18 protein-coding genes are annotated in these 22220 nt (G+C 35.6%); 13 read left to right on the top strand and 5 right to left on the bottom strand.

All coding sequences use genetic code 11. The features are described from left to right. Positions 1-43: 43 nt before the first annotated feature. Both MYP_RS23095 and MYP_RS23090 read right to left on the bottom strand, forming a co-directional pair. The gene (locus MYP_RS23095) at positions 44-949 is read right to left on the bottom strand and encodes a DUF58 domain-containing protein (protein WP_045469101.1); all 906 of its coding nucleotides are present in this window, start codon (positions 947-949) and stop codon (positions 44-46) included. 3 nt (positions 950-952) lie between these two features. Then, positions 953-1657: a septal ring lytic transglycosylase RlpA family protein gene (locus MYP_RS23090; RefSeq protein ID WP_045469098.1), complete on the bottom strand. Its 705-nt coding sequence runs from the start codon at positions 1655-1657 to the stop codon at positions 953-955. A gap of 143 nt (positions 1658-1800) precedes the next feature. Here MYP_RS23090 and MYP_RS23085 point away from each other — a divergent pair, with 143 nt between their 5' ends. From MYP_RS23085 to cas6, 3 genes are all read left to right on the top strand, one after another. Further along, on the top strand, positions 1801-2151 hold the full coding sequence (locus MYP_RS23085; protein ID WP_045469169.1) for a DUF3276 family protein: 351 nt from the start codon (positions 1801-1803) through the stop codon (positions 2149-2151). 117 nt (positions 2152-2268) lie between these two features. Beyond that, entirely contained in the window at positions 2269-3369 is a 1101-nt protein-coding gene (gene ychF / locus MYP_RS23080) for a redox-regulated ATPase YchF (protein WP_045469095.1), read from the top strand. Positions 3370-3449: 80 nt separating this feature from the next. Continuing rightward, on the top strand, positions 3450-4247 hold the full coding sequence (gene cas6, locus MYP_RS23075; protein WP_045469092.1) for a CRISPR-associated endoribonuclease Cas6: 798 nt from the start codon (positions 3450-3452) through the stop codon (positions 4245-4247). A 20-nt stretch (positions 4248-4267) separates the two neighbouring features. Here cas6 and MYP_RS23070 read toward each other — a convergent pair whose 3' ends face one another. Beyond that, positions 4268-5581, bottom strand: a complete 1314-nt coding sequence (locus tag MYP_RS23070; RefSeq protein ID WP_197060172.1) for a DUF5103 domain-containing protein — start codon at positions 5579-5581, stop codon at positions 4268-4270. Between the two features lies 1 nt (position 5582). Further along, positions 5583-7511, bottom strand: coding sequence for an ATP-binding cassette domain-containing protein (locus MYP_RS23065; protein WP_045469089.1), 1929 nt, complete (start codon positions 7509-7511; stop codon positions 5583-5585). A 248-nt stretch (positions 7512-7759) separates the two neighbouring features. Here MYP_RS23065 and MYP_RS23060 point away from each other — a divergent pair, with 248 nt between their 5' ends. Further along, positions 7760-8254, top strand: a complete 495-nt coding sequence (locus MYP_RS23060; RefSeq protein WP_045469086.1) for a deoxycytidylate deaminase — start codon at positions 7760-7762, stop codon at positions 8252-8254. A gap of 2 nt (positions 8255-8256) precedes the next feature. Here MYP_RS23060 and murB read toward each other — a convergent pair whose 3' ends face one another. Further along, a complete protein-coding gene (gene murB, locus MYP_RS23055) occupies positions 8257-9273 on the bottom strand; it encodes a UDP-N-acetylmuramate dehydrogenase (RefSeq protein WP_045469083.1) in 1017 nt (338 codons plus the stop codon). A gap of 519 nt (positions 9274-9792) precedes the next feature. Between murB and MYP_RS23050 the strand changes: the two genes are divergently transcribed. The 9 genes from MYP_RS23050 to MYP_RS23010 are packed head-to-tail and all read left to right on the top strand — an operon-like array spanning position 9793 to position 22220. Then, the gene (locus MYP_RS23050; RefSeq protein ID WP_045469080.1) at positions 9793-11049 is read left to right on the top strand and encodes a c-type cytochrome; all 1257 of its coding nucleotides are present in this window, start codon (positions 9793-9795) and stop codon (positions 11047-11049) included. A gap of 37 nt (positions 11050-11086) precedes the next feature. Further along, complete coding sequence (locus MYP_RS23045; protein ID WP_045469077.1) at positions 11087-14173, top strand: TAT-variant-translocated molybdopterin oxidoreductase; 3087 nt, start codon at positions 11087-11089, stop codon at positions 14171-14173. A 35-nt stretch (positions 14174-14208) separates the two neighbouring features. Continuing rightward, positions 14209-15576: an NrfD/PsrC family molybdoenzyme membrane anchor subunit gene (gene nrfD / locus MYP_RS23040; RefSeq protein WP_045469074.1), complete on the top strand. Its 1368-nt coding sequence runs from the start codon at positions 14209-14211 to the stop codon at positions 15574-15576. A 5-nt stretch (positions 15577-15581) separates the two neighbouring features. Then, positions 15582-16118, top strand: coding sequence for a DUF3341 domain-containing protein (locus MYP_RS23035; protein ID WP_045469071.1), 537 nt, complete (start codon positions 15582-15584; stop codon positions 16116-16118). A 14-nt stretch (positions 16119-16132) separates the two neighbouring features. Continuing rightward, positions 16133-16795, top strand: a complete 663-nt coding sequence (locus tag MYP_RS23030) for a c-type cytochrome (RefSeq protein WP_081990645.1) — start codon at positions 16133-16135, stop codon at positions 16793-16795. 21 nt (positions 16796-16816) lie between these two features. Next, positions 16817-18220: a hypothetical protein gene (locus MYP_RS23025; protein WP_045469069.1), complete on the top strand. Its 1404-nt coding sequence runs from the start codon at positions 16817-16819 to the stop codon at positions 18218-18220. Between the two features lie 36 nt (positions 18221-18256). Continuing rightward, positions 18257-19372 (top strand): cytochrome c oxidase subunit II, encoded by a 1116-nt coding sequence (locus tag MYP_RS23020; protein WP_045469066.1) that lies wholly within the window; start codon positions 18257-18259, stop codon positions 19370-19372. Positions 19373-19396: 24 nt separating this feature from the next. Beyond that, complete coding sequence (locus tag MYP_RS23015; protein WP_045469063.1) at positions 19397-21244, top strand: cytochrome c oxidase subunit I; 1848 nt, start codon at positions 19397-19399, stop codon at positions 21242-21244. Further along, positions 21234-22220: a COX15/CtaA family protein gene (locus MYP_RS23010; RefSeq protein ID WP_045469060.1), complete on the top strand. Its 987-nt coding sequence runs from the start codon at positions 21234-21236 to the stop codon at positions 22218-22220. The genes MYP_RS23015 and MYP_RS23010 overlap by 11 nt, the downstream gene beginning before the upstream one ends.

Raw genomic sequence — 22220 nt, 5'->3', positions numbered from 1 at the left:
TTTTATTAGATTAAATATCTTAGTCGGGTATCTGGAAAAACTATCATTTCATTTTATTTCGCTTGATCAGGTAGTTCAGTAAGATCTGATCAAATCCATTATTTATATCCGCTTTTATAAAATCAATTTTATACTGCCCTGCTTTTAATTTGATATCTTCAAAATATTGCCTTGTCGCAGAGAGGTAAGCATCCTTAACTTGTGAAGGATTGATTTTTACCTTTTGTCCTTTTTCAATGTCAATAAACTCATAAGGTCTTTCTTCAAAATTGAATTCCTCTTCTGTTTTTGAATCGATTACATGAAAAAGTAAAACCTCATGGTTGTTATGTTTTAAATGTTGCAGAGCAGGGAAGATGCTATCTTTATCACCTCTGTTTTCAAGCATATCGCTGAATATAATTACTAAAGACCTTTTGTTAATTTTATCCGCGATCTGATGAATTACACTAGCCACTCCTGATTTTTTTTCGTTGTGCTTTTCCTTCAAAAGGTTTTCCAATTGAAGAAAAACAGAATGAAGATGACTAGGGGTTGATTTTATTGGGGTAAGAATCTCAATATCTTCAGAAAAAGTACAAAGTCCTACAGCATCCCTTTGATTTTGAAGTAAGTATGCAAGAGAGGCAGCCGCCATTGTACCAAAAGTAATTTTGCCCAGGTTTTTTTCAGGGTAAAACATAGATGAAGATGTATCAATCAATAGAAGACATCTTAGGTTAGTCTCCTCCTCATATCTTTTAGTATATAAGCGATCTGTTTTTCCATAGACTTTCCAGTCTATATGTCGGGTGCTTTCTCCTGTATTGTATAATCTGTGCTCGGCAAATTCAACTGAAAAACCATGATATGGAGATTTGTGCAAGCCAGTAATAAAACCTTCCACCATTTGTTTGGCCAGGAACTCAATATTCCCAAATTGCCTTATCGCATTTAAATCTAAATTCATTAATTAATAGCTTTTTAAAAATCCGGAAATTCCTTTTTTCTGAAGCACTGCTATTTCGGCATCTCCGTTCTTTTTTTCGAAAGGACCTACAAGTAGTCTGTTTATAATAGTGTTCTTGATTTTGATCACTTCAATATAAATATTATTTGAATCAATTTTTTTCTGAAGCCTGTTAATTTCTTCCGATAAAATATCGGAATCTTTGTAAGCTCCTGTTTGAATATAATACCCACTTAATTCAGTTTCTTTGAAGTTAAAATCATATGTTCCAGGATAAGAAGGGATAGGAGGTTCAGTTTTTTTCTCATTTGCTGAACTAGCTATGGAAATTGTATCGTTGGTATTTAAACTGTCGCTTAATATTTCAATTCTAACCTTAGTTATACCTTTTTTGATAAAATTCAGCTCCTTAGCAGCGTAATAAGAAAGGTCAATTATTTTCCCTTTTGCAAAAGGGCCTCTGTCATTGATTGTCACAATTACAGAACTGTCATTGGATAGGTTTGTTACTTTAACTTTGGTATCGAAGGGAAGAGTTTTATGAGCTGCTGTAAGTTTATTTTTATGGTATCTGTTTCCGGAAGCTGTTCTTCGTCCATGAAATTTGTCAGCATAGTAGCTGGCAAATCCTTCTTCCGAAGCATTAGTTTGGGCAAACAACACTATATTCCAAGTGAAAAACAGAAAAAAGAAGATTCGTTTTTTCATACAGCGATTATAACGATCTGTTAAGTTAAAAATATACAAAAAAATAATAATGTAATTTTTTTTGTATATTTTCACTTTTTTTTTTGAAAGAAAAGGAAAGTTTTATATTTTTACTTGTAAGTAAACAAAATTATCCAAGGACTGTGGAAGAGAATAAGGATCAAGAAAAAGTAGAAATTTACTCTCAGAGAGTAAGAGCAGGGAAAAGAACGTATTTCTTTGACATTAAGTCAACACGTTCAAACGATTATTATCTTACGATCACTGAGAGTAAGAGGAGGTTTAAAGATGATGGGTATTTTTATGAGAAGCACAAAATTTTCCTTTATAAAGAGGATTTTGACAAGTTTCTCGAAGCCTTAAAAGGTACCATTGACCATGTAAAAACGGAATTAATGCCTGATGTTGATTTTTCTAAATTTGAAGATAACGGAGAAAGAGACAGGGATGAGGAAGGTAATGCTTCATCAAGTGATGAATTAACCTGGGATTAGTTTTAAAAGCTAAAACAATATTTTAGCTCCTTAATTATAAATTAAGGAGCTTTTTTTGTTTTTGAAACCTTCAAAAATGCATTTTGTTTATATATTTGCAATAAAATAAAATTAAAGATGGGACTTCAGTGTGGTATTGTAGGATTACCCAATGTAGGGAAATCAACTTTGTTCAATGCACTTTCGAATGCTAAAGCAGAAGCGGCTAATTATCCTTTTTGTACAATAGAACCAAATGTAGGGGTGATTACTGTTCCTGACGAACGTTTAATTACGCTAGAACAGTTAGTCAATCCCGAAAAGGTATTGCCAACGGTAATAGAATTTGTTGATATTGCAGGCCTTGTAAAAGGCGCAAGTAAAGGAGAGGGGTTGGGAAATAAATTTCTTGCTAATATCAGAGAGGTGGATGCTATAATTCATGTCGTTAGATGTTTTGAAGATGAAAACATAGTTCACGTGGGTGGTAAAGTGGATCCAATTTCTGATAAGGAAATTATTGATACGGAACTTCAACTTAAAGATCTTGAATCTGTAGATAAAAAAATTCTTAAGGTTGAAAAAATAGCCAAAGCAGGTGATGCTAAAGCTAAAAAGGAGTTAGCTATTCTAAACCAGTTTAAGCAAACTCTGGAGAGTGGAAAAAATGCAAGAAGTCTGCAGTTGAATAGTGAAGATGAACTGGAAGCTGTAGCGGACTTACATTTATTAACTATTAAGCCCGTTATTTATGTTGCAAATGTAGATGAGGCTTCGGTGATTAAAGGAAATAAATTTGTAGATACATTGAAAAATGCTGTAGCGGAGGAAAATGCTCAGGTAATTATCGTATGTGCTGCAATTGAATCTCAAATCGCTGAATTACAGGAAGCTGAAGAAAAACAGATGTTTCTTCAGGAATATGGCCTTGATGAGTCTGGTTTGAATAAACTAATTAAAGCTTCTTATAAATTACTTAATTTGATTACTTATTTTACAGCTGGTGTGAAAGAAGTGAGGGCTTGGACAATAAAAAGCGGATGGAAGGCTCCTCAGGCAGCCGGTGTTATCCATTCTGATTTTGAAAAAGGATTTATTAAAGCTGAAGTAATTAAAATATCTGATTACGAGAAGTTTAAAACGGAGTTGGCATGTAAAGAAGCAGGTAAAATTTCAATTGAAGGAAAAGAATATGTAGTCGAAGATGGTGATATTATGCACTTCCGATTTAATGTTTAAAACAATTTTCCTTAACTTAGTGTTGTATCCAGGTAAAATAAAAAGTTTTTTATTAAACGATTTTTTAAAATTATTAAGATTTGAGAGTAAGAATAGTTTTCGGCTTAACAAACAAAGGGGCTTCGGTACCCTTTCACCATCAGTTTTTACTATCCGGGTTAGTAAATTCTGTTATGGACAGACACAGGATTGAGTTTCCTGATTTTGACTTATATAATTTCTCGGGTTTAAAAGGACAGACCAAAGTTGGAAAAGAAGGCTTGCACTTCTATTCTAATAAGGTAACTCTAGTCTTTTCAAGTCCAAATGAACATTATATAGAAGTTTTCGTCAGGGCATTATTTAAAATGCCTCAGGTTGAAATCGGTAAGTTATTACTCGTTCCTCTCACGGTAGAAAGAGAAGCAGAACCTCAACTTGGAAACGAGGTGAAGTTTATCTGTATTTCTCCTTTGGTGATTATAAATCCAGAGGAAAAGGGAAGCGATCCTAAGAAGTTCATTAGTCCTTCTACAGATATGTTTTCGGATATGCTTTATGAAAGTACGATGAGCAGAATGGAAAAATCAAAAAGATTTACCCCTGAGGAAATTGCGTCTTTCTATAAATTCCAGATTGTTCCGGATAAAGACTATCTGACTAAAATTAGAGAGGAAGAAAAGAAATTTGCACGAATTTTCCCTGTTTTTCATAAAGCTGAAAAATACGAGGTAAGAGGATATACTTTCCCTTTTACATTATATGCGGATCCTAAAGTTCAGCAATTTGTATTTGATTGCGGTCTTGGATTTTACGCCTTTAAGGGCTTTGGAATGTTGGATATTGCAAATGCAGATCCAAACCAAAGAACTACTCCATTTATTGTTAACAATGATTAGGAATATGTAAACGGAAGAATTTAGTTTCTTCCGTTTATATTTATTGACTTGTAGCCTACCACAATATCTGATCTCGCTCCCGGAGGTCTGTAATAAACAATAAAATCGTATAAATTCTGGGTTGCAAAGTGAGAACCTTCAAAAAATACTTCATCACTGACTCTGCTTCCTTTCGGTACGAAAGCATATCTGTAATTATAGTAACCTTGTTTTAATAAGGTTTTCAATTGATATGTATTTGTTTCACTATTGAATAACAATTCCGATCCTGGCCCTAATTCATAATTGTTGAATGATCCAATTACAAATACCTTTCCAGGCACAGGTCCTTTAGTGTCAAGAGAAAAATTGGTAAATACATAATCTGGCTCAATCTCTTTTGTCTTAGTTTCATATAACTCTACAACAAATCGGCCATCAATATCTGGATAGAGAGCATAGGCTTGATTATTGGTACTCAAATCTCTCTTTAAAAACGCTTCTGCAAAATCCGGTTGAATAAATATTTTATCAACATTAATATCATTAAACTTAACACTCCTGGTACTAAAGGTCCTGAATTCATTACCTCCCGGAAAATTGTTCTCAAGATTAAAATAGTTATATTCCAGTTTACGGAGATCTTCCTGTACATACAAAGGCTGCAGATTGTCAATAATCTTATCCCACCTGTTGTTCTGTCGAATCACAACCTTTATAGATCCTCTGGGATTTATAATTTCCATATTGGGATACAAAATATTAAAATCCAATTGTTGATGAGTGAAGCGCTGGCTGACCCCGGTAGAAGGCTTTTGCTCTACTGCAATAGCTACCTTGCTATCAAAAACAATAAATCTTTTGGTTAAAATAATATCAGATTCATCTCCACTTCTGTATATAACAGCAAGATAATTTCCTGTTACTCTTACCTTAGGTAAGGTTGTTTTGTAATGTGTGTACGGAATTCGGGTTCCTATTGAGGACTTTCGATCCTCTATAAAATATTCGTTATATCCGTCAAGGTATTGAACTGTGCTAAGGCTAGAAATAGTCCAGTCTGCATTGCAATGGATGATTTTAAGATATAAGCTAGATGCTCCTTCTCCTAATTCATCAAATTCCAGAACCAGTGGCACACTTTGAATTAAAGGGACAATGGGAGTATTTAACTCATCATTGTTTCCTGAATTAGCAGGATATAGCAACACTGTTTTAAACGCTTCTTCATATACAAAATCCTGGGTAATTAAAGTCTTATCCTGAGATTGTAAATTATTATTAAAGGCAAATTGAATAATGCTGGAAATAAATAGGAGACTAAAAAGTCTCCTTAAAAATTCAGTTCTGATCATACTATTTTTGGTCTTCAAGCTCTTGTATTTTTTCTGCATATTCATCCCATTTCTGCTGTTCTTGTTCGAGTTGCTGACGAAGCAATTCATATTTAGAATTAGTATCTGCAAGTTTTTGAACATTACTATAAACGTCCGGCTTAGCCAGTTCTTCTTCTACTTTTGCTTTTTTATTTTCCAGTTCTGTAATCCTTGTTTCCGTTTTTTCCAGCTGATTTTGCAAACTCTTTAGTTCTTTTTGTATTTCCTTTCCTGGTTCAGTAATATTTTTTATAAGCTTTTCTTCTGACTTTTTTGGAACGGAAGAACTTACAGGCGCAGTTACCGAATTCTTAACTCTTTGTTCTTGCCAGTAACAGTATTCTTCGTATGTACCAGGATACTCTTTTATTTCATTATCTTCAATAAACCAGATTTTATTTGCTACCTGTGAAACAAAATGTCGGTCGTGTGAAATGACAATATAGGTGCCTTCATATTGTTGAAGCGCCTGTATCAGAATATTTACAGAGACAATATCCAGATGGTTGGTTGGCTCATCCAGCAAAAGAAAATTTGCTTCTGAAATAAGAGTTTTGGCAAGTGCTACTCTTGATTTTTCCCCTCCTGATAAGACTTTGATTTTTTTGAAAACATCATCATTGGAAAAAAGAAAACATCCGAGTATCGTACGGAGCTCTAACTCTGATTTGTCACTGCCAGCTTCTTTAAGCTCATCCAGCATAGAGTTATTAACGTTTAGAGCCTCAAGCTGGTGCTGCGCAAAAAATCCCTGAAGGACGTTGTGTCCTTCTGTTCTTTCTCCTTCTATATTTTCAGTACCTGCGATGATTCTTAAAAGTGTGGATTTCCCTTTTCCATTTGCGCCTATTAATGCTATTTTATCCCCTCTTTCAATAATAGCATGTGTGTTCTTCAATATATTAAGGTCTCCATAAGACTTTGAAATATTTTTTAAAGAAAGAATTGTTCTTCCTGGATTTTTGCTGAATTTAAATCGGAAATTTACTCTCGCATTTTCCTCCACAACATCCTCAATTAAATCCATTCGTTCCAGAGATTTAACACGAGACTGCACTTGACGAGCTTTGGATGCTTTCGCTTTGAATCGGTCTATAAAGCGCTCCGTCTGGCGGATTTTGGATTGTTGATTTTCAAATGCACCTTTCTGAATCTCGGCCCTTAGAGCTTTTTCTTCAAGGTAAAATTGATAATTGCCGGCATAAATATGAAGGTTTTGCTGGGCTACTTCCACCACCGTTTTTACTGTATTGTCAAGGAAGTATCTGTCGTGAGACACCACAATAATAGCACCTTCATAATTTTCAAGATATTTCTCTATCCATTGAATAGATGGAAGATCAAGGTGGTTGGTAGGCTCATCAAGAAGAAGGAGAGAAGGTTTTGCCAAAAGTAGTTTAGCTAACATAACACGCATTCTCCAGCCTCCTGAAAATGTTTTTAAAGGCTTTTCAAGATCTTTAGTAGAAAAACCAAGTCCCTCTAGTATTTCTTCAGCCTTGGATTGAATTGAATAGCCATCCAAAGCTTCAAATCTTTCCTGAAGTTTAGTTAGTTTGTCAACTAGGGAATCCTTGTAATCGACCTCCATTTCTTTCAATACTTCATCAATTTTCTTTTGAAGGGCCATAGCTTCTTCAAATGCCTGCATGGCTACGTGAAGTATACTCTCCTGGGAATCATAAGATAGAAGATCCTGGTTAAGAAAACCAATAGTACATTCTCCACTCCTGGAAATATCCCCTTTGTCAGGCTTGTACTCCCCGGTAATAAGACGAAGCAATGTAGATTTTCCCGTTCCATTGGCGCCTATGAGTCCAATTCTGTCTTTAGGCTTTATGTGTAGAGAAACATCTTCATAAAGTGGTCGACTACCTATATAGAAAGACAGATTGTTTATTGAGAGCATAATTTATAATAATGAAATAAAAGGCAAAGTTAACCAAATAAGAGGAGTATGGAAAGTTTTATCAAATAATGAAGGCTGGTCTGTAAAAGTTCAATGGTAATTAATTAATTTTGTGGTAAAGCCTAATTAATCGTTAGCTATTGAAAAATCCTGTTTATTACTGAATCAATTGTCTTTCTATAAATTTCAATCTTTTGATTTATATTGAAAGATTTTTTTAATATTTAATCCCTGTTTAAAATACTCTGATGGAAAAACCTGCTTTTGATGATATTTACATGGAATTGGCTGTAAATCTTTCCAAAAGATCTCACTGTGTAAAACGGCAAGTAGGAGCGGTGCTGACCAAAGATACAAGAATTATATCCATTGGTTATAATGGTCCGCCTGCCGGCACACATAATTGTGATGAAGAATGGCCGGTAGAAGGTTGTCCCCGGGATTCTAAAGGGAGCTGTTCTCTAGCTTTGCATGCAGAGCAAAATGCAATTATTTATGCGATAGAAAATGGCGCAAAAATTAAAGGATCAACAATTTATGTAACATTATCCCCTTGTATTGCATGTGCCAGAGTTATCTTCAGTCTTGGAATTTCCAAAGTCATTTTCCTTCATTCATATGCTGAATATAAAGGTATAGCGAGTGATGAAGGCGTAGACTTTTTAAGGAAGTTTGGTGTAGAGGTCGAAAAATATAAAGGAGAGTTGCCTCATTTCACTCCTGACGATGTCAGCCGAGGTTAATATTATAAAATATTAACCTCAGTTTCCAATTCAATGCCAAATTTTTCGGATACTGATTTTTTAATTTCTAACGAAAGATTTTTGATTTCCTCTCCACTAGCATTTCCGCAATTTATAAGAACCAGTGCTTGATTTTTATGAACGCCTGCATTTCCAATAACTTTTCCTTTCCAGCCACATTGCTCATTCAGCCAACCTGCCGGAACTTTTACTTTTCCAGGTTCGCATGGAAAAAAAGGTATGTTGGGATATTGAAGCTTGAGATTTTCAAATTGCTTTTCAGGAATTTCAGGATTTTTAAAAAAACTTCCTGCATTTCCAATTATTCCTGGATCTGGAAGTTTTGATTTTCTTATATGGATAACTGCATCACTAACATCTTTAACAGTGGGCTTAAATACATTCATTTCTTTTAATGTATCTGTAATAGCTCCATAAGAAATATTCAGGTGGGGATTTTTTTCCAGTTTAAAAATCACATTGGTGATGATAAATTTCCCTTTAAAATGTTGCTTAAAGATGCTGTCTCTGTAACCAAATAAACAATCCTGATTGGTAAAGATTGCTTTATCTCCGGTTGTTATATGGATAGCTTCCAGACTTTCCATGCAGTCTTTAAGTTCTACTCCATATGCCCCTATATTCTGGATAGGAGCAGCACCGACACTGCCAGGAATCAGCGATAAGTTTTCCAATCCTCCAAAACCTCGTGCTACTGTAAATAATACAAGATCATGCCAAAGCTCTCCAGCTCCTGCCTTAATATAAACAGAAGTGTCATTTTGTCCAATTATTTCGATACCCTTTATCAGGTTATGCAATACCAGTCCGTCAAAATCTTTTGTAAAAAGAATATTGCTTCCTCCGCCAAGTACTAATTTGGGTAGCGTTTTATATTCTTCATTTTCCAAAATTTCTAATAACTCACTCTCATTTTTGAATTGAGTATAACCTTTTGTTATGACATCTATCCCAAAAGTGTTGTATTTCTTTAAATTAAAGTCTGATTTTATTTCCATTTAAAATAAAAATTCTCCTATAAAAACCCCAAGTTTTTTAATTCTGTTCAAAGTTAACTTTTCAAAAAAACAAAATGATGATGTAGGTCACATTTTACATTTTGAGGTAAAAAAACTTATACACATTTTTTTTGAATCATGTAAGAAATAGGTAAGTTTTTGAAGATGTTATTTTCTGAAGTTGAAAATCATAATGGGTTGAAATCATGAGGTTTAGTCATTAAAAATTGTTGTTTTGGGTTAATTATTTGATTTATAAACTTTTAAAAGGAGTTGTCCACAAAGTTTAGTATTTTTTGTGGAAAAATGTTATTTAAAATCATTCTAAATTATGGCCATTTTTTGAGTTTTTAAAATATAATCATTTGATATTCAGGTGTAATTTATCGGAAGGTTCCCTAAGGTTATATTTTCATTAAAATTGCTCTGAAAACATTTTTGATAAATTCAATTCCCATACTAGATTTGTGCGACTTTATAAAGAGTATGCCCAAATTAACGGATAAAACTAATTTTAACATGTCCTTAACCAATACCATCAATCGCTCGGCGATTACTTTGTTATTACTTTTTCTTTCACTTTTTGTCAGTTTACCATCGAATGGTCAGGAGAAACCTGCAGCAGCAGGAGCTGATCCAGAAAAGGTGGCTGAAGGTGCAAAGTTATTTGAAGCAAATTGTAAGGCTTGTCACGCCGTCCATGACGTAGTTGTTGGGCCCGCGCTGAAAGGTATAACCAAAAGAAGACAAATTGGCTGGATAGTCAATTTCGTTCACAATTCACAGAAAGTAATTGCAAGCGGCGATCCGTATGCTGTTGAGCTTTACAACAAATTTGGTAAAGCTGAAATGAAATCTTTCCCTGAACTTTCAGAAGACCAGATTAAAAATATTGTAGCATATGTAGTAGAGGAAGAAGGGAAAGGACCTGCCAAAAAAGCGACAGCTGGAGAAGAAACTACTACTACAACCGAAGCTTCTAATGACGAAGGTGGATATTCAGGTATCATACTAATTCTGATCATCATCGTTCTTGTATTGGTTCTTGTAATGTTAGTTGTATTCCTGTCAGTATTGAAAAGATACCTGAAGGATAAAGAAGAAAAACTGACAGAAGCAGATCAGGAAATAGTAAATCAAAAATTTGATGTTATTAAAGTAATAAAAAGCAAAGGATTCCTTTCTATAGTAGGTATCATCTTTGTTGCATTAGCCCTTAGAGCTTGCTGGAATAACATGTTATATGTGGGTGTTGATCAGGGATATGCTCCAATCCAGCCAATTCCATTCTCTCATAAACTTCATGCAGGTCAGTACAAAATCGATTGTAACTATTGCCACACGGGAGTAACTAAAGGAAAACAAGCAAACATACCATCTTTGAATATCTGTATGAACTGCCACACTCATATCAAGAGTGGCCCAAGATTCGGTCAGGATGGAATTGCAAAGGTTGTTGATGCTTACAATTCAAATAAGCCGGTTAAATGGGTAAGAGTACATAACCTTCCTGATCTTGCTTACTTCAACCACGCTCAGCACGTGCAAGTAGGTGGTATAGAATGTAAAACATGCCACGGTCAGATCGACACAATGGAAGTAGTAAGACAACACTCACCTTTAACTATGGGATGGTGTATCAATTGCCACAGAGAGACTGCGGTGAACGGAAAAGACAATGCTTATTATGACAAGCTGATGGAACTTCATTCTAAGAAAGGTCCATTAAAAGTTGCAGAAATCGGAGGTCTTGAGTGTTCAAAATGTCACTATTAATCAATTTAGAAGCCTAATTCATTTTATATAGATTCTTATGAAAGATAACAATAAAAAATACTGGAAAGGAATTGAGGAGTTATCCAACGATCCAGAATTTTTAAAGCATGCGCATAATGAGTTCCCTGAATTTTTATCTGTAAAGGAAAAAGGAAGCAATGATGCTTCTGATGCTCCAGACAGAAGAGATTTTTTGAAACTATTAGGCTTTAGTGTTGCTGCAGTTTCCCTTGCTGCTTGCGAGGCTCCTGTGAAAAAAGTTATTCCATATGTAAACAAACCTGATGATGTTGATCCGGGAATTGCAAACTGGTATGCATCTACTTATCAGGAGGGTGGCGAATATTGCAGCATCTTGGTAAAAACAAGAGAAGGAAGGCCTATTAAAATTGAAGGAAATAAACTTTCTCCAATTACAATGGGAGGAACAAGTGCAAGGGTGCAGGCTTCTGTTCTAAGTTTATATGATACTGAAAGATTAGAGTTTTTTGTTGAGGAAGGTAAGGCGGTAAAAGTGAAGTCGGTTGCTGAGTATGCTTCCCTTGATAAAAAAATCATTGATAAGTTAACTGCAGCTCAGGCTTCAGGGAAATCTATTAAAATAGTTTCTCAGACAATTTTAAGTCCTACTACTAAAAAGGTAATTGAAGAATTTAAGGCGAAATACCCAGCTACAGAACATGTAGTCTATGATGTTTTATCAGCAGATGGTATCCTTAAAGCAAATGAACTGTCTTTTGGACAGAGAGTGATTCCTTCCTATAACTTTAGTGCAGCAGATGTCATCGTGAGCTTTGGTGCTGATTTTTTAGGAACATGGATTTCTCCGATAGAATATGCAAAACAATATTCTAAAACGAGAAAATTAAGTGTTAATAAGAAAACAATGAGTAAGCATTATCAGATCGAAAGCAATTTGTCGCTTACCGGTTGTAATGCTGATACAAGATTACCTATCAAACCTTCTGAAGAAGGACTTTACGTTGCAGCTTTATACAATGCTCTTGTTGGAGGATTAAATGTTAAATCACCTAACCATGATGTAATTAAAAAGGCAGCAGCAGATTTATTACAAGCAAAAGGAAAATCATTAGTTATAAGTGGATCAAATGATCCTTACGTACAGCTTCTAGTAAATAAAATCAATAGTGAATTAGGCAATTACGGTAAAACTATTGAATTAAGTACGCCTTCTTTCCAAAAACAGGGAAGAGATGAGGCTATCCTTAAATTTATTGATGAAGCTAAAGCTGGTCAGGTTGGTGCTGTTATATTTTACGGAGCAAACCCTGTTTACGATCATCCAAAAGGGGCTGAGCTGAAAGAAGCATTAAAGAAAATCTCACTAAAAATTTCCTTTAGTGATCGTATGGACGAAACTGCATCTGAAGTAGATTATGTATGTCCGGATCTTCACTTTCTTGAATCTTGGAATGATGCTGAACCTAAAAAAGGATATTTCAGCTTAACACAGCCTACTATTACTCCAATATTTAAAGGTAACAGAGTTGCTCAGGAGTCACTTCTGATCTGGTCAGGTAACAAAACAGATTACTACACATACCTGCAGAATAACTGGAAGTCAAGATTGACTGGTGGTAATTTCCAGGAATTATGGGATAAAACCCTTCGCGATGGAGTATATCAAATTCAGTCTTCAAGTTCAGCAGAAGCAGCAAGTGCTGTAAATGTTAACTTAGGTGAAGTTGAAGAGAATATCAATAAAAATTATAAAGCTACATCTGGTATAGAGTTAAGTCTATACTATAAAGTAGGTTTGGGATCCGGTTCGCTTTCAGCTGGAAATAACCCATGGTTACATGAATTACCTGATCCTGTTTCTAAAGCTACTTGGGATAACTATCTTGCTATTCCTAAAAAAATGGCTAATGAAATGGATATCAGCCAAGGGGATGTTGTAGCTCTTACAGTTGATGGAAAGAATACAGGCATTGAAGTTCCAGTGTTAATTCAACCAGGACAGGCAAATAATACTGCTTCATTGGCTCTTGGATATGGAAGAACTAAAGCTGGTAAATGTGGAAACGAGGTAGGAAAGAATGCATATCCTTTAATCAAAGTTAAAGGAAACAGAATTGATTTGAATGCTGGTGTTGTAACATTTGCTAAAACTGGTGATGAGAGGAAAATAGCTCAGACTCAAACGCATCATACAGTAATGGCTCGTCCAATTATTCAGGATGCTTCTCTGGCAGAATATCAAAAAGATGCTGGGGCAGGAAGGTATAAGCCAATGATTCATACTAACCTCTATGGAGAAAAGAAGCCAACTGAGATAACAGTTTGGTATGAGCATGAGAAGCCAAACCACTTATGGGGAATGAGCATAGATCTTAACTCTTGTATTGGTTGTGGAGCATGCGTAGTAGCTTGTCAGTCTGAAAATAACGTTCCTGTAGTTGGTAGAAAAGAGGTGCTGAACAGAAGAGAGATGCACTGGATCCGTATCGATCGTTATTATAGCAGTGATGCTGAGACAGATAAGACAGGTGAATATTTTGAGAGTGAATCAGGAGTTAAAGACCTTGAAATAGCTGCAGAGAATCCGACAGTAACATTCCAGCCAATGTTATGTCAGCAGTGTAATCACGCACCTTGCGAATCAGTTTGTCCGGTTGCCGCTACTACTCATAGCAGCGAAGGTCTGAACCAAATGACCTACAACAGATGTATCGGAACAAGATACTGTGCAAATAACTGTCCATATAAAGTAAGAAGATTTAACTGGTTTAAATATTTCGAAAACGAGGAGTTTGACAAGAACGTCAGCATGAACAACTTCCTTGGTAGAATGGTGTTGAATCCTGATGTAACTGTAAGATCAAGAGGAGTTATGGAAAAATGCTCTTTCTGTGTACAGAGAATTCAGGAAGGAAAGCTTAAAGCTAAGATGGAGAAGAGAAGACCAGTTGATGGTGAAATCGTTACCGCTTGTGCTTCAGCATGTCCTACAGATGCAATTATATTCGGTGACAGAAATGATACTGAAAGCAGACTACACAAAGATAATGCTGTTGAAAATGCAGAAAGATCATATGCAGTCCTTGAAGAGCTTAATGTTCAACCAAACATTTTGTATCTAACTAAAATCAGAAATTCTTAATTTAGAACCTATTACAGATTTTTAATATAAAAAATATGCAAGTTACTTCGCCCGTAAGACCGCCTCTGGTAACAGGGGGCAAAACTGTCTCTGATGTTACTCAGGATATAAGCAGGCACGTAGAGAATAAACCTACTAAATTGTGGATCATGGCATTCACACTTTCTTTAATCACCCTAGGTTATGGTTCATATTGTTTATGGATGACCTGGTGGAAAGGAATCGGAATGTGGGGATTGAATAAAACAGTGGGTTGGGCTTGGGATATTACCAACTTCGTTTGGTGGGTTGGTATTGGTCACGCAGGTACGCTGATCTCTGCAATCCTTTTGCTCTTCAGACAAAAATGGAGAACATCAATTAACAGAGCTGCTGAAGCGATGACAATCTTTGCGGTTATTTGTGCTGCAAGTTTTATCGTGGCTCACATGGGTAGACCATGGCTTGCATATTGGGCACTTCCATTGCCTAATGCATTTGGATCTCTTTGGGTTAACTTTAACTCTCCTCTTGTATGGGACGTATTTGCGATCAGTACTTACTTTACTGTTTCGCTGGTATTCTGGTACATTGGTCTGGTTCCAGATTTTGCGACAATCAGAGAAAGAGCAACCGGAGTTAGAAGAATTGTATATGGTGCTTTGAGTTTAGGTTGGGACGGTTCTGCTAAAGCATGGCAAAGATACGAGGCGGTTAGCTTAGTACTTGCTGGCTGTTCTACACCACTTGTACTGTCAGTTCACACAATTGTTAGTATGGACTTTGCAACTTCAGTAATCCCTGGCTGGCACGCTACAATATTCCCTCCTTACTTCGTTGCAGGTGCGATCTTCTCCGGTTTTGCGATGGTGTTGACGCTAATGCTTATTACAAGAGTAGTATTCAGACTTGAAGATTATATTACTGTAGAGCATATGGAGTCGATGAATAAAATTATCGTACTAACAGGTTCTATCGTTGGTATTGCTTATTTATCAGAATTCTTTATCGCATGGTACTCTCATGTTCCATATGAAAGTTATACATTCATTAACAGAGCGTTCGGAGATGACTATTGGTGGGCATACTGGTCTATGATGACTTGTAACGTAATCTCTCCTCAGTTATTCTGGTTCAGAACTGTAAGAAGAAGTATTGCATGGACATTCCTTCTTTCGATAGTTGTAAATATTGGAATGTGGTTCGAGCGTTTTGTAATCATCGCTACTTCGCTTTCAAGAGACTTCATACCTTCTAGCTGGGCATATTTTTCACCTACACTTTATGATATCGGTGATTATCTGTTCACTTTCGGTTTGTTCTTTACTCTCTTTCTTTTATTTGCTAAATTCTTCCCTGTAGTAAATATGGCTGAGGTAAAAGCAATTATTAAATCATCATCTGCAAAAAAAGATACTAAATAAGGAATATGTCAAAAGGCACAAACTATATAATAGGAGTATTTAACGACGAGGATGTACTGATGGATGCGGTTGGCACATTAAGATCATCCGGAGTTAAAATTCAGGAGGCTTATACACCATTTCCTGTACACGGTTTAGATGATGCTTTAGGTTATAAACCATCAAACCTTCCAATTGCAGCGTTTCTATTTGGATTAACCGGGACAATCTGCGCATTATTATTAACTATTGGTACTATGGGCTATGACTGGCCTATGGATATCGGAGGTAAGCCATATATTCCGCTTCCTCATTTTATACCAGTAACTTTTGAGCTTACAATATTATTAGCTTCATTAGGTATGGTCGCAACCTTCTTGGTTATCAGCAATCTTAAGCCGTGGGGACATGACCCGTTCATGTTCGATGGAAGAAGTACGGATGATAAATTTCTTCTTGTTATTGATCTGGATAAAAATAAAATGGATAAAGATGCTCTTACCAATTTATTCAAACAGACAGGAGCTTCAGAAGTAAACTCTAAAATTGTTGAAAATCATTAATATTATTTTCGGACATGAGAAACGCTTATAAATACACATATATATTTTTAGTCCTTAGTGTTATCTTTTCTTCTTGTGTTGATCAGAAGAAATTTGAGAACATAGGAACACATGAAAAACCAAATGTAGAATTTGCTCCAAACATGTACTACTCAGTGGCTTATGAACCACTAAGTCAGATTACTGATACAGATGCGGGGTTGTGGTTAAATTCAAACGATAGTGATACTGGAGAGTTTTATAACTCAAATCCTTACAATCCTCATAGAATGAATATGAGAGAACCTGCTGCTAATACGGTTAGGTTTAATGATGGTGGTTTTTTGCCATATCGTCTTCCTAAAGATTGCCTTGATTATGCATCAAAGACTCTTCTAAACCCATTGAAGGTTAATGATAAAACTATAGAAGAGGGAAAAATTCTTTATGTTAAGTTTTGCGCTCACTGCCATGGAGAAACAGGACTAGGCGATGGACCTGTAAACGATGCTTTAAAAGGTGTGGCTAATTTAACTACTGGTTCCATAAAGGATGCGACTCCTGGACACATATTCCACGTGATCACTTGGGGTAAAGGAAGAATGGGAGCTCATGGTAGCCTGTTAAATCAGGAAGAACGTTGGAAGATTGTTTCTTACGTAAAAGAAAATTTACAAAAAGCTGAAGCGCAACAATAAAACACATTAAATTTTTAACTCATGGTAGTCGAAGAAAAATTTGAATTTACAAGCGGGGCTAAAAAGAAAATTATAACAACCTTTGTGGTCGGTCTTGTATTGGCCTTAATAGGAATATTTGTAATAGGCTCAAGAAGTCACGGGCATGAAGAAGCTCATGGAGCCAGTCATTCTAAAGAAACAGTTGCTGCTTCAGCTCAACATCATGGTGGTCATGATGCACACGCTCAAGAGCATTCCGCAGCTGATCATCATGGGGGAGGAGAGCATGCTGAAGGTGGACATCATGGTGCAACCGGTATTGCTTTAAGAGTAATTAAAAACCTTTGGCACAACAGTATATTCTTTACTGGTATCGCTGTTATAGGTGTATTCTTTATTGCCTTTAATTACATCGCACAGGCGGGTTGGTCTGCTGCTATAAAAAGAGTTCCAGAGGCTTTCGGATATTACATTCCGTTTGCTGCCATATCTACGATTGCTCTTTTCTTTTTGTTCAAGCAGGATTTATTTCACTGGTATCATGATGGTTTGTACAATCCGTTTTTAGCAGACGGTAAAACTCCTAATCCGGAATATGATCCTATTATCGCTAGTAAAACCTGGTATTTAGGAAAAGGATTCTATATATTCAGATTATTTGCATACTTCATCCTGTGGTTCTTAGTATGGTTTAAATTAAGGACAAATTCTTTAAATGAGGATTTAAATGGAGATTTGAAATATCACGACAGCAGTATATTCTGGTCAGCAATTTTCCTTATTATCTGGGGAATAACTTCTTCTACTTCTGCATGGGATTGGGTTATGTCAGCGGATCCTCACTTCTTCAGTACAATGTTTGGTTGGTATGTTCTGGCAAGTTGGTTTGTAACTGGTCTTGCATTTATTACCTACATCACTGTAGCGCTTAAGGAAGCAGGTTACCTTTCTTTTGTAAATGAAAATCACTTCCATGATCTAGGTAAATTCATGTTTGCATTCAGTATATTCTGGACATATATATGGTTTGCACAATTTTTACTTATTTATTACGCTAATATTCCAGAGGAATCGTACTATTATGTTGAAAGATTAAAGAATGATATATATAGTCCTATATTCTTTCTCAATCTGATAATTAATTTCCTTTTCCCTTTCTTGATTTTAATGACTAGAGATGCTAAGAGACAAAGGATAATTCTAAAGGTAGTTGCTGTAGCTATTATTATTGGTCACTGGTTGGATTTCTATATCATGTTAACTCCTCCGATTTTGAAACATGAAGGTGGTTTGGATGCTAATTTCTTGTTTATCGAATTAGGATTGGCATTAGTATTCGGAAGTATATTTGTTTTCTTTATAATGACTGGATTGTCAAAAGCATCGTTAGTTGCTAAAAACCATCCAATGCTTGAAGAAAGTATCCACCATCACGTAGTTTAATTAGGAATTTAACTTTAATTAATAAATTAAGATAAAATGTTAGGATTATATATAAGCATAGCTGCGGTTCTTATCCTTGCTATTCTTTTCCTGGTATTCAGGATTCAGACCTTCATTGATATTGTCAGGGGAGCTAGTACCAGGAGAGTAGGAACGAGCAATAAAGTTAATGCATTTTTACTGCTTGCTTTCTTCGTTGTTTCTACAGCATTGTTTATTTGGTATTCAGTACCTGCGTCAAAGTTTTTCCTTCCAAAGGCAGTTTCTGAACATGGAGTAAGAACTGACCAAATGTTTTGGATTACAATGACTATTTTGATAATTGCATTTATTGGTACAAATATCTTCTTGTTTTCTTTTGTATTTAAATATCAATTCAAAGAAGAAAGAAAAGCATATTTCTATCCTGATAATCACAAATTAGAAATCATCTGGACAGTAATTCCTGCTATTGTAATGGCTATCCTGGTTTATTTTGGCTGGAAAGAGTGGTCTGCAATTACAAGACCAGCACCAGAAAATGCAGAGGTAGTTGAAATAATGGGAAAACAATTTGCATGGCAGGTAAGATATCCAGGTAAGGATAAAAAGTTTGGTGGTTATAATTATAAATTAATAGATGCCACCAACGAAATGGGTATGAATTTAAATGATCCTAATTCTAAGGACGATTTTTTACCTAGTGAAATTCACATTCCTAAAGGCCATCCTGTATTATTTAAAATAAGAGCAAGAGATGTTATTCACAGTGTTTTTGCTCCTCATTTCAGACTAAAAATGGATGCAGTTCCTGGACTTCCAACTAAGTTTTGGTTTACACCAACCAAAACAACTCAGGAAATGAGGGATGAGCTTGGCAATCCAAAATTCAATTATGAAATCGCTTGTACTGAAGTATGCGGAAGAGGACATTTTGCAATGAGATATGTTATCGTTGTAGAAGAGCCTGAAGAATATGAAGCTTGGTATGCAGCACAAAAACCATGGTCAGAATCTAACCTTGAGTATATTTTATCCAAGGTTGATGAAAAGAGCAAAGGTCTATATCCTGCCCCTCCAGCATCATCAGCACCTAAAAAAGATACTACATCTACCTCAGCACCGGCAGATACTGTATCTAACAATACTAGCGTTTCATTAAATTCTCACTAAAATCGATAAATATTTTCTAATAATATGTCTGTAGCCGAAAGTCATTTGCACGACCATCATGATGATCATGAACATGATCACCATGATTTACCTTGGATTAAAAAGTATGTATTTAGCGAAGATCACAAGGTTATTGCCAAACAATATCTGATTTCAGGTATTATCTGGGCAATTATCGGAGGCGGTTTATCATTACTTTTCAGACTTCAGTTAGCTTATCCGGATGCTAATTTTGATTGGCTGAAGCCTATATTGGGTGGATGGATCCAGAATGGAAAATTAGATCCAGAATTTTATCTGGCACTTGTTACAATGCACGGAACAATCATGGTATTCTTTGTATTGACTGCTGGGTTGAGTGGTACTTTCAGTAATTTCCTAATTCCTTTACAAATAGGAGCAAGAGATATGGCTTCAGGATTCCTGAACATGTTATCTTACTGGTTCTTCTTTGTATCAGGAGTTATAATGTTGATCAGTTTATTTATTGAAACAGGTCCTGCAGGTGGTGGATGGACAGTATATCCTCCGTTAAGTGCATTACCTCAGGCAATTTCTGGTTCTGGACTTGGTATGACATTGTGGCTGATCAGTATGGCTTTGTTCATAATTTCTACCTTATTAGGTGGTTTGAACTATATTACAACTGTTATCAACTTAAGAACTAATGGTATGTCATTTTTAAGAATGCCACTTACAATTTGGGCATTTTTCATTACTGCAATCATTGGTCTATTATCATTCCCAGTATTATTTTCTGCTGCACTATTATTAATATTCGATAGAACTTTCGGTACAAGCTTTTTCCTTTCTGATATTTATATCGCTGGTCAGGCTTTATCATTTGAAGGTGGTAGCCCTGTCTTGTTCCAGCATTTATTCTGGTTCTTAGGTCACCCTGAAGTATATATCGTATTACTTCCTGCATTGGGAATCACTTCTGAGATTGTCGCTACAAATTCCAGAAAGCCTATTTTCGGGTATAAAGCCATGATTGGTTCTATGTTAGCTATAGCTTTCTTATCGTTTATAGTTTGGGCACACCACATGTTTATTTCAGGTATGAATCCATTCCTGGGATCAATCTTTATGTTCCTAACTTTGATTATTGCAGTTCCATCTGCTGTTAAGGCATTTAACTATATTACAACTCTTTGGAGAGGAAATATCATTTTCACTCCTGCAATGTTATTCTCTATAGGTCTTGTATCATTCTTTATATCTGGAGGTTTAACTGGTATTGTTCTAGGTAACTCTGCTGCTGACATTCAGTTGCACGATACTTATTTCGTAGTTGCTCACTTCCACATAGTAATGGGTAGTGCTTCATTCTTTGGTATGCTTGCAGGTGTTTACCATTGGTTCCCTAAAATGTTCGGAAGAATGATGGATGAAAAACTGGGATATTTACATTTCTGGATAACATTCATTGGTGTATACATGGTATTTTTCCCAATGCATTATATTGGAATTGCAGGTTTTCCTAGAAGATACTATTCATTCACCGGATTTGATTTTACACAGAGCTATACAGACTTGTCTCAGATTATTACAATAGCTGCTATTGTAACTTTTGCTGCACAGTTTATATTCTTATTCAATTTCTTCTTTAGCATATTCAAAGGTAGAAGAGCTACTGAGAATCCTTGGAGATCTAACACTCTTGAGTGGACTACACCAATTGAGCCGGGTCATGGCAACTGGCCTGGGGCTATACCTACAGTTTACAGATGGGCATATGACTATAGTAAGCCTGGAGCTGAAGATGATTTCATACCTCAGAACGTTCCGTTCTCTGAAACAAAGGGATCTAATTTCCCTCATGAGAATGAACAAATGGTAGCTGAGGCTGAGAGTATTCATGGAAAATAATTCAGACTATAAAAGATTCGGTAAAGTAACTTTAGTTACTTTAATAGCAGTCTATTTATTGATATTGGCTGGAGGAATAGTAAGAAGTACTGGCTCAGGTATGGGATGTCCCGACTGGCCAAAATGTTTCGGCAACTATATTCCTCCAACCCATATCAGTGAACTCCCCTTAGATTATAAGGAGCGTTATAAAGTTCACGGTTTTGAAGCAGAATTTAATCCAGTCAAAACATGGATTGAATATATTAACAGATTAATGGGAGCTTTAGTAGGATTCTTGATGTTGTTGGTTGTAAGTTTCTCTGTTCCATTAATAAAAAAAGATTGGAGCCTGTTTGCGTTAAGTTTGCTGACACTTTTCCTGATTGGTTTTGAAGCCTGGCTTGGGAAATTGGTTGTTTCTTCAAACTTAGCACCTATGATGGTTACAATACATATGGGCGGTTCTTTAGTTATTGTAGGTTTGCTGATCTGGATTTTAATCAAAACATTTCCTCAGAACTTTACATACTTGAATGGACCAGCTCATTCTAAATTTAATTTCCTGGTTATATTTCTTTTGTTTTTAACCTTTCTACAGATTACCATAGGAACTCAGGTTAGAGAAGAAATTGATATAATCATAGTAAAAAGTAACAATTCTAATAGGGAACTTTGGATTGATAGTTTAGGAGATTCTTTTTTGTTCCATAGGATTATCGGTTATGCATTGTTGTTCTTATCAGGGTATTTGTTCTTTGGATTTAGAAATATCATACATAATAAAGTAATAATTAAGTCTGTCTCAGCTGTTTTCTACTGTTTAGTAGTTGAAACATTAGCAGGTATAGCATTAGCTGTCTTCAGCTTGCCACCATATCTTCAACCATTACATTTGTTATTAGCGACAATAGTTTTCGGTATACTGTTTTTCGTTTTTACAATAATAAATGTTAATCTTGAGGGTTTTAAGATGAAAGCTAAATTGAATTATTAA

Origin of the sequence: Sporocytophaga myxococcoides, from assembly GCF_000775915.1 — a bacterium.
GTDB classification, from domain to species: Bacteria; Bacteroidota; Bacteroidia; order Cytophagales; family Cytophagaceae; genus Sporocytophaga; species Sporocytophaga myxococcoides_A.
This window is presented reverse-complemented; position numbering and strand designations above follow the sequence as displayed.

Excerpts from the sequence above, each read along its gene's own strand:
- MYP_RS23025 (WP_045469069.1), top strand. The coding sequence starts at position 16,817 with ATGGTAGTCGAAGAAAAATTTGAATTTACAAGCGGGGCTAAAAAGAAA.
- MYP_RS23070 (WP_197060172.1), bottom strand. The coding sequence starts at position 5,581 with ATGATCAGAACTGAATTTTTAAGGAGACTTTTTAGTCTCCTATTTATT.
- MYP_RS23010 (WP_045469060.1), top strand. The coding sequence starts at position 21,234 with ATGGAAAATAATTCAGACTATAAAAGATTCGGTAAAGTAACTTTAGTT.
- MYP_RS23030 (WP_081990645.1), top strand. The coding sequence starts at position 16,133 with ATGAGAAACGCTTATAAATACACATATATATTTTTAGTCCTTAGTGTT.
- MYP_RS23035 (WP_045469071.1), top strand. The coding sequence starts at position 15,582 with ATGTCAAAAGGCACAAACTATATAATAGGAGTATTTAACGACGAGGAT.
- MYP_RS23015 (WP_045469063.1), top strand. The coding sequence starts at position 19,397 with ATGTCTGTAGCCGAAAGTCATTTGCACGACCATCATGATGATCATGAA.
- MYP_RS23065 (WP_045469089.1), bottom strand. The coding sequence starts at position 7,511 with ATGCTCTCAATAAACAATCTGTCTTTCTATATAGGTAGTCGACCACTT.
- MYP_RS23045 (WP_045469077.1), top strand. The coding sequence starts at position 11,087 with ATGAAAGATAACAATAAAAAATACTGGAAAGGAATTGAGGAGTTATCC.
- ychF (WP_045469095.1), top strand. The coding sequence starts at position 2,269 with ATGGGACTTCAGTGTGGTATTGTAGGATTACCCAATGTAGGGAAATCA.
- MYP_RS23095 (WP_045469101.1), bottom strand. The coding sequence starts at position 949 with ATGAATTTAGATTTAAATGCGATAAGGCAATTTGGGAATATTGAGTTC.
- MYP_RS23060 (WP_045469086.1), top strand. The coding sequence starts at position 7,760 with ATGGAAAAACCTGCTTTTGATGATATTTACATGGAATTGGCTGTAAAT.
- murB (WP_045469083.1), bottom strand. The coding sequence starts at position 9,273 with ATGGAAATAAAATCAGACTTTAATTTAAAGAAATACAACACTTTTGGG.
- MYP_RS23050 (WP_045469080.1), top strand. The coding sequence starts at position 9,793 with ATGTCCTTAACCAATACCATCAATCGCTCGGCGATTACTTTGTTATTA.
- MYP_RS23090 (WP_045469098.1), bottom strand. The coding sequence starts at position 1,657 with ATGAAAAAACGAATCTTCTTTTTTCTGTTTTTCACTTGGAATATAGTG.
- nrfD (WP_045469074.1), top strand. The coding sequence starts at position 14,209 with ATGCAAGTTACTTCGCCCGTAAGACCGCCTCTGGTAACAGGGGGCAAA.
- MYP_RS23020 (WP_045469066.1), top strand. The coding sequence starts at position 18,257 with ATGTTAGGATTATATATAAGCATAGCTGCGGTTCTTATCCTTGCTATT.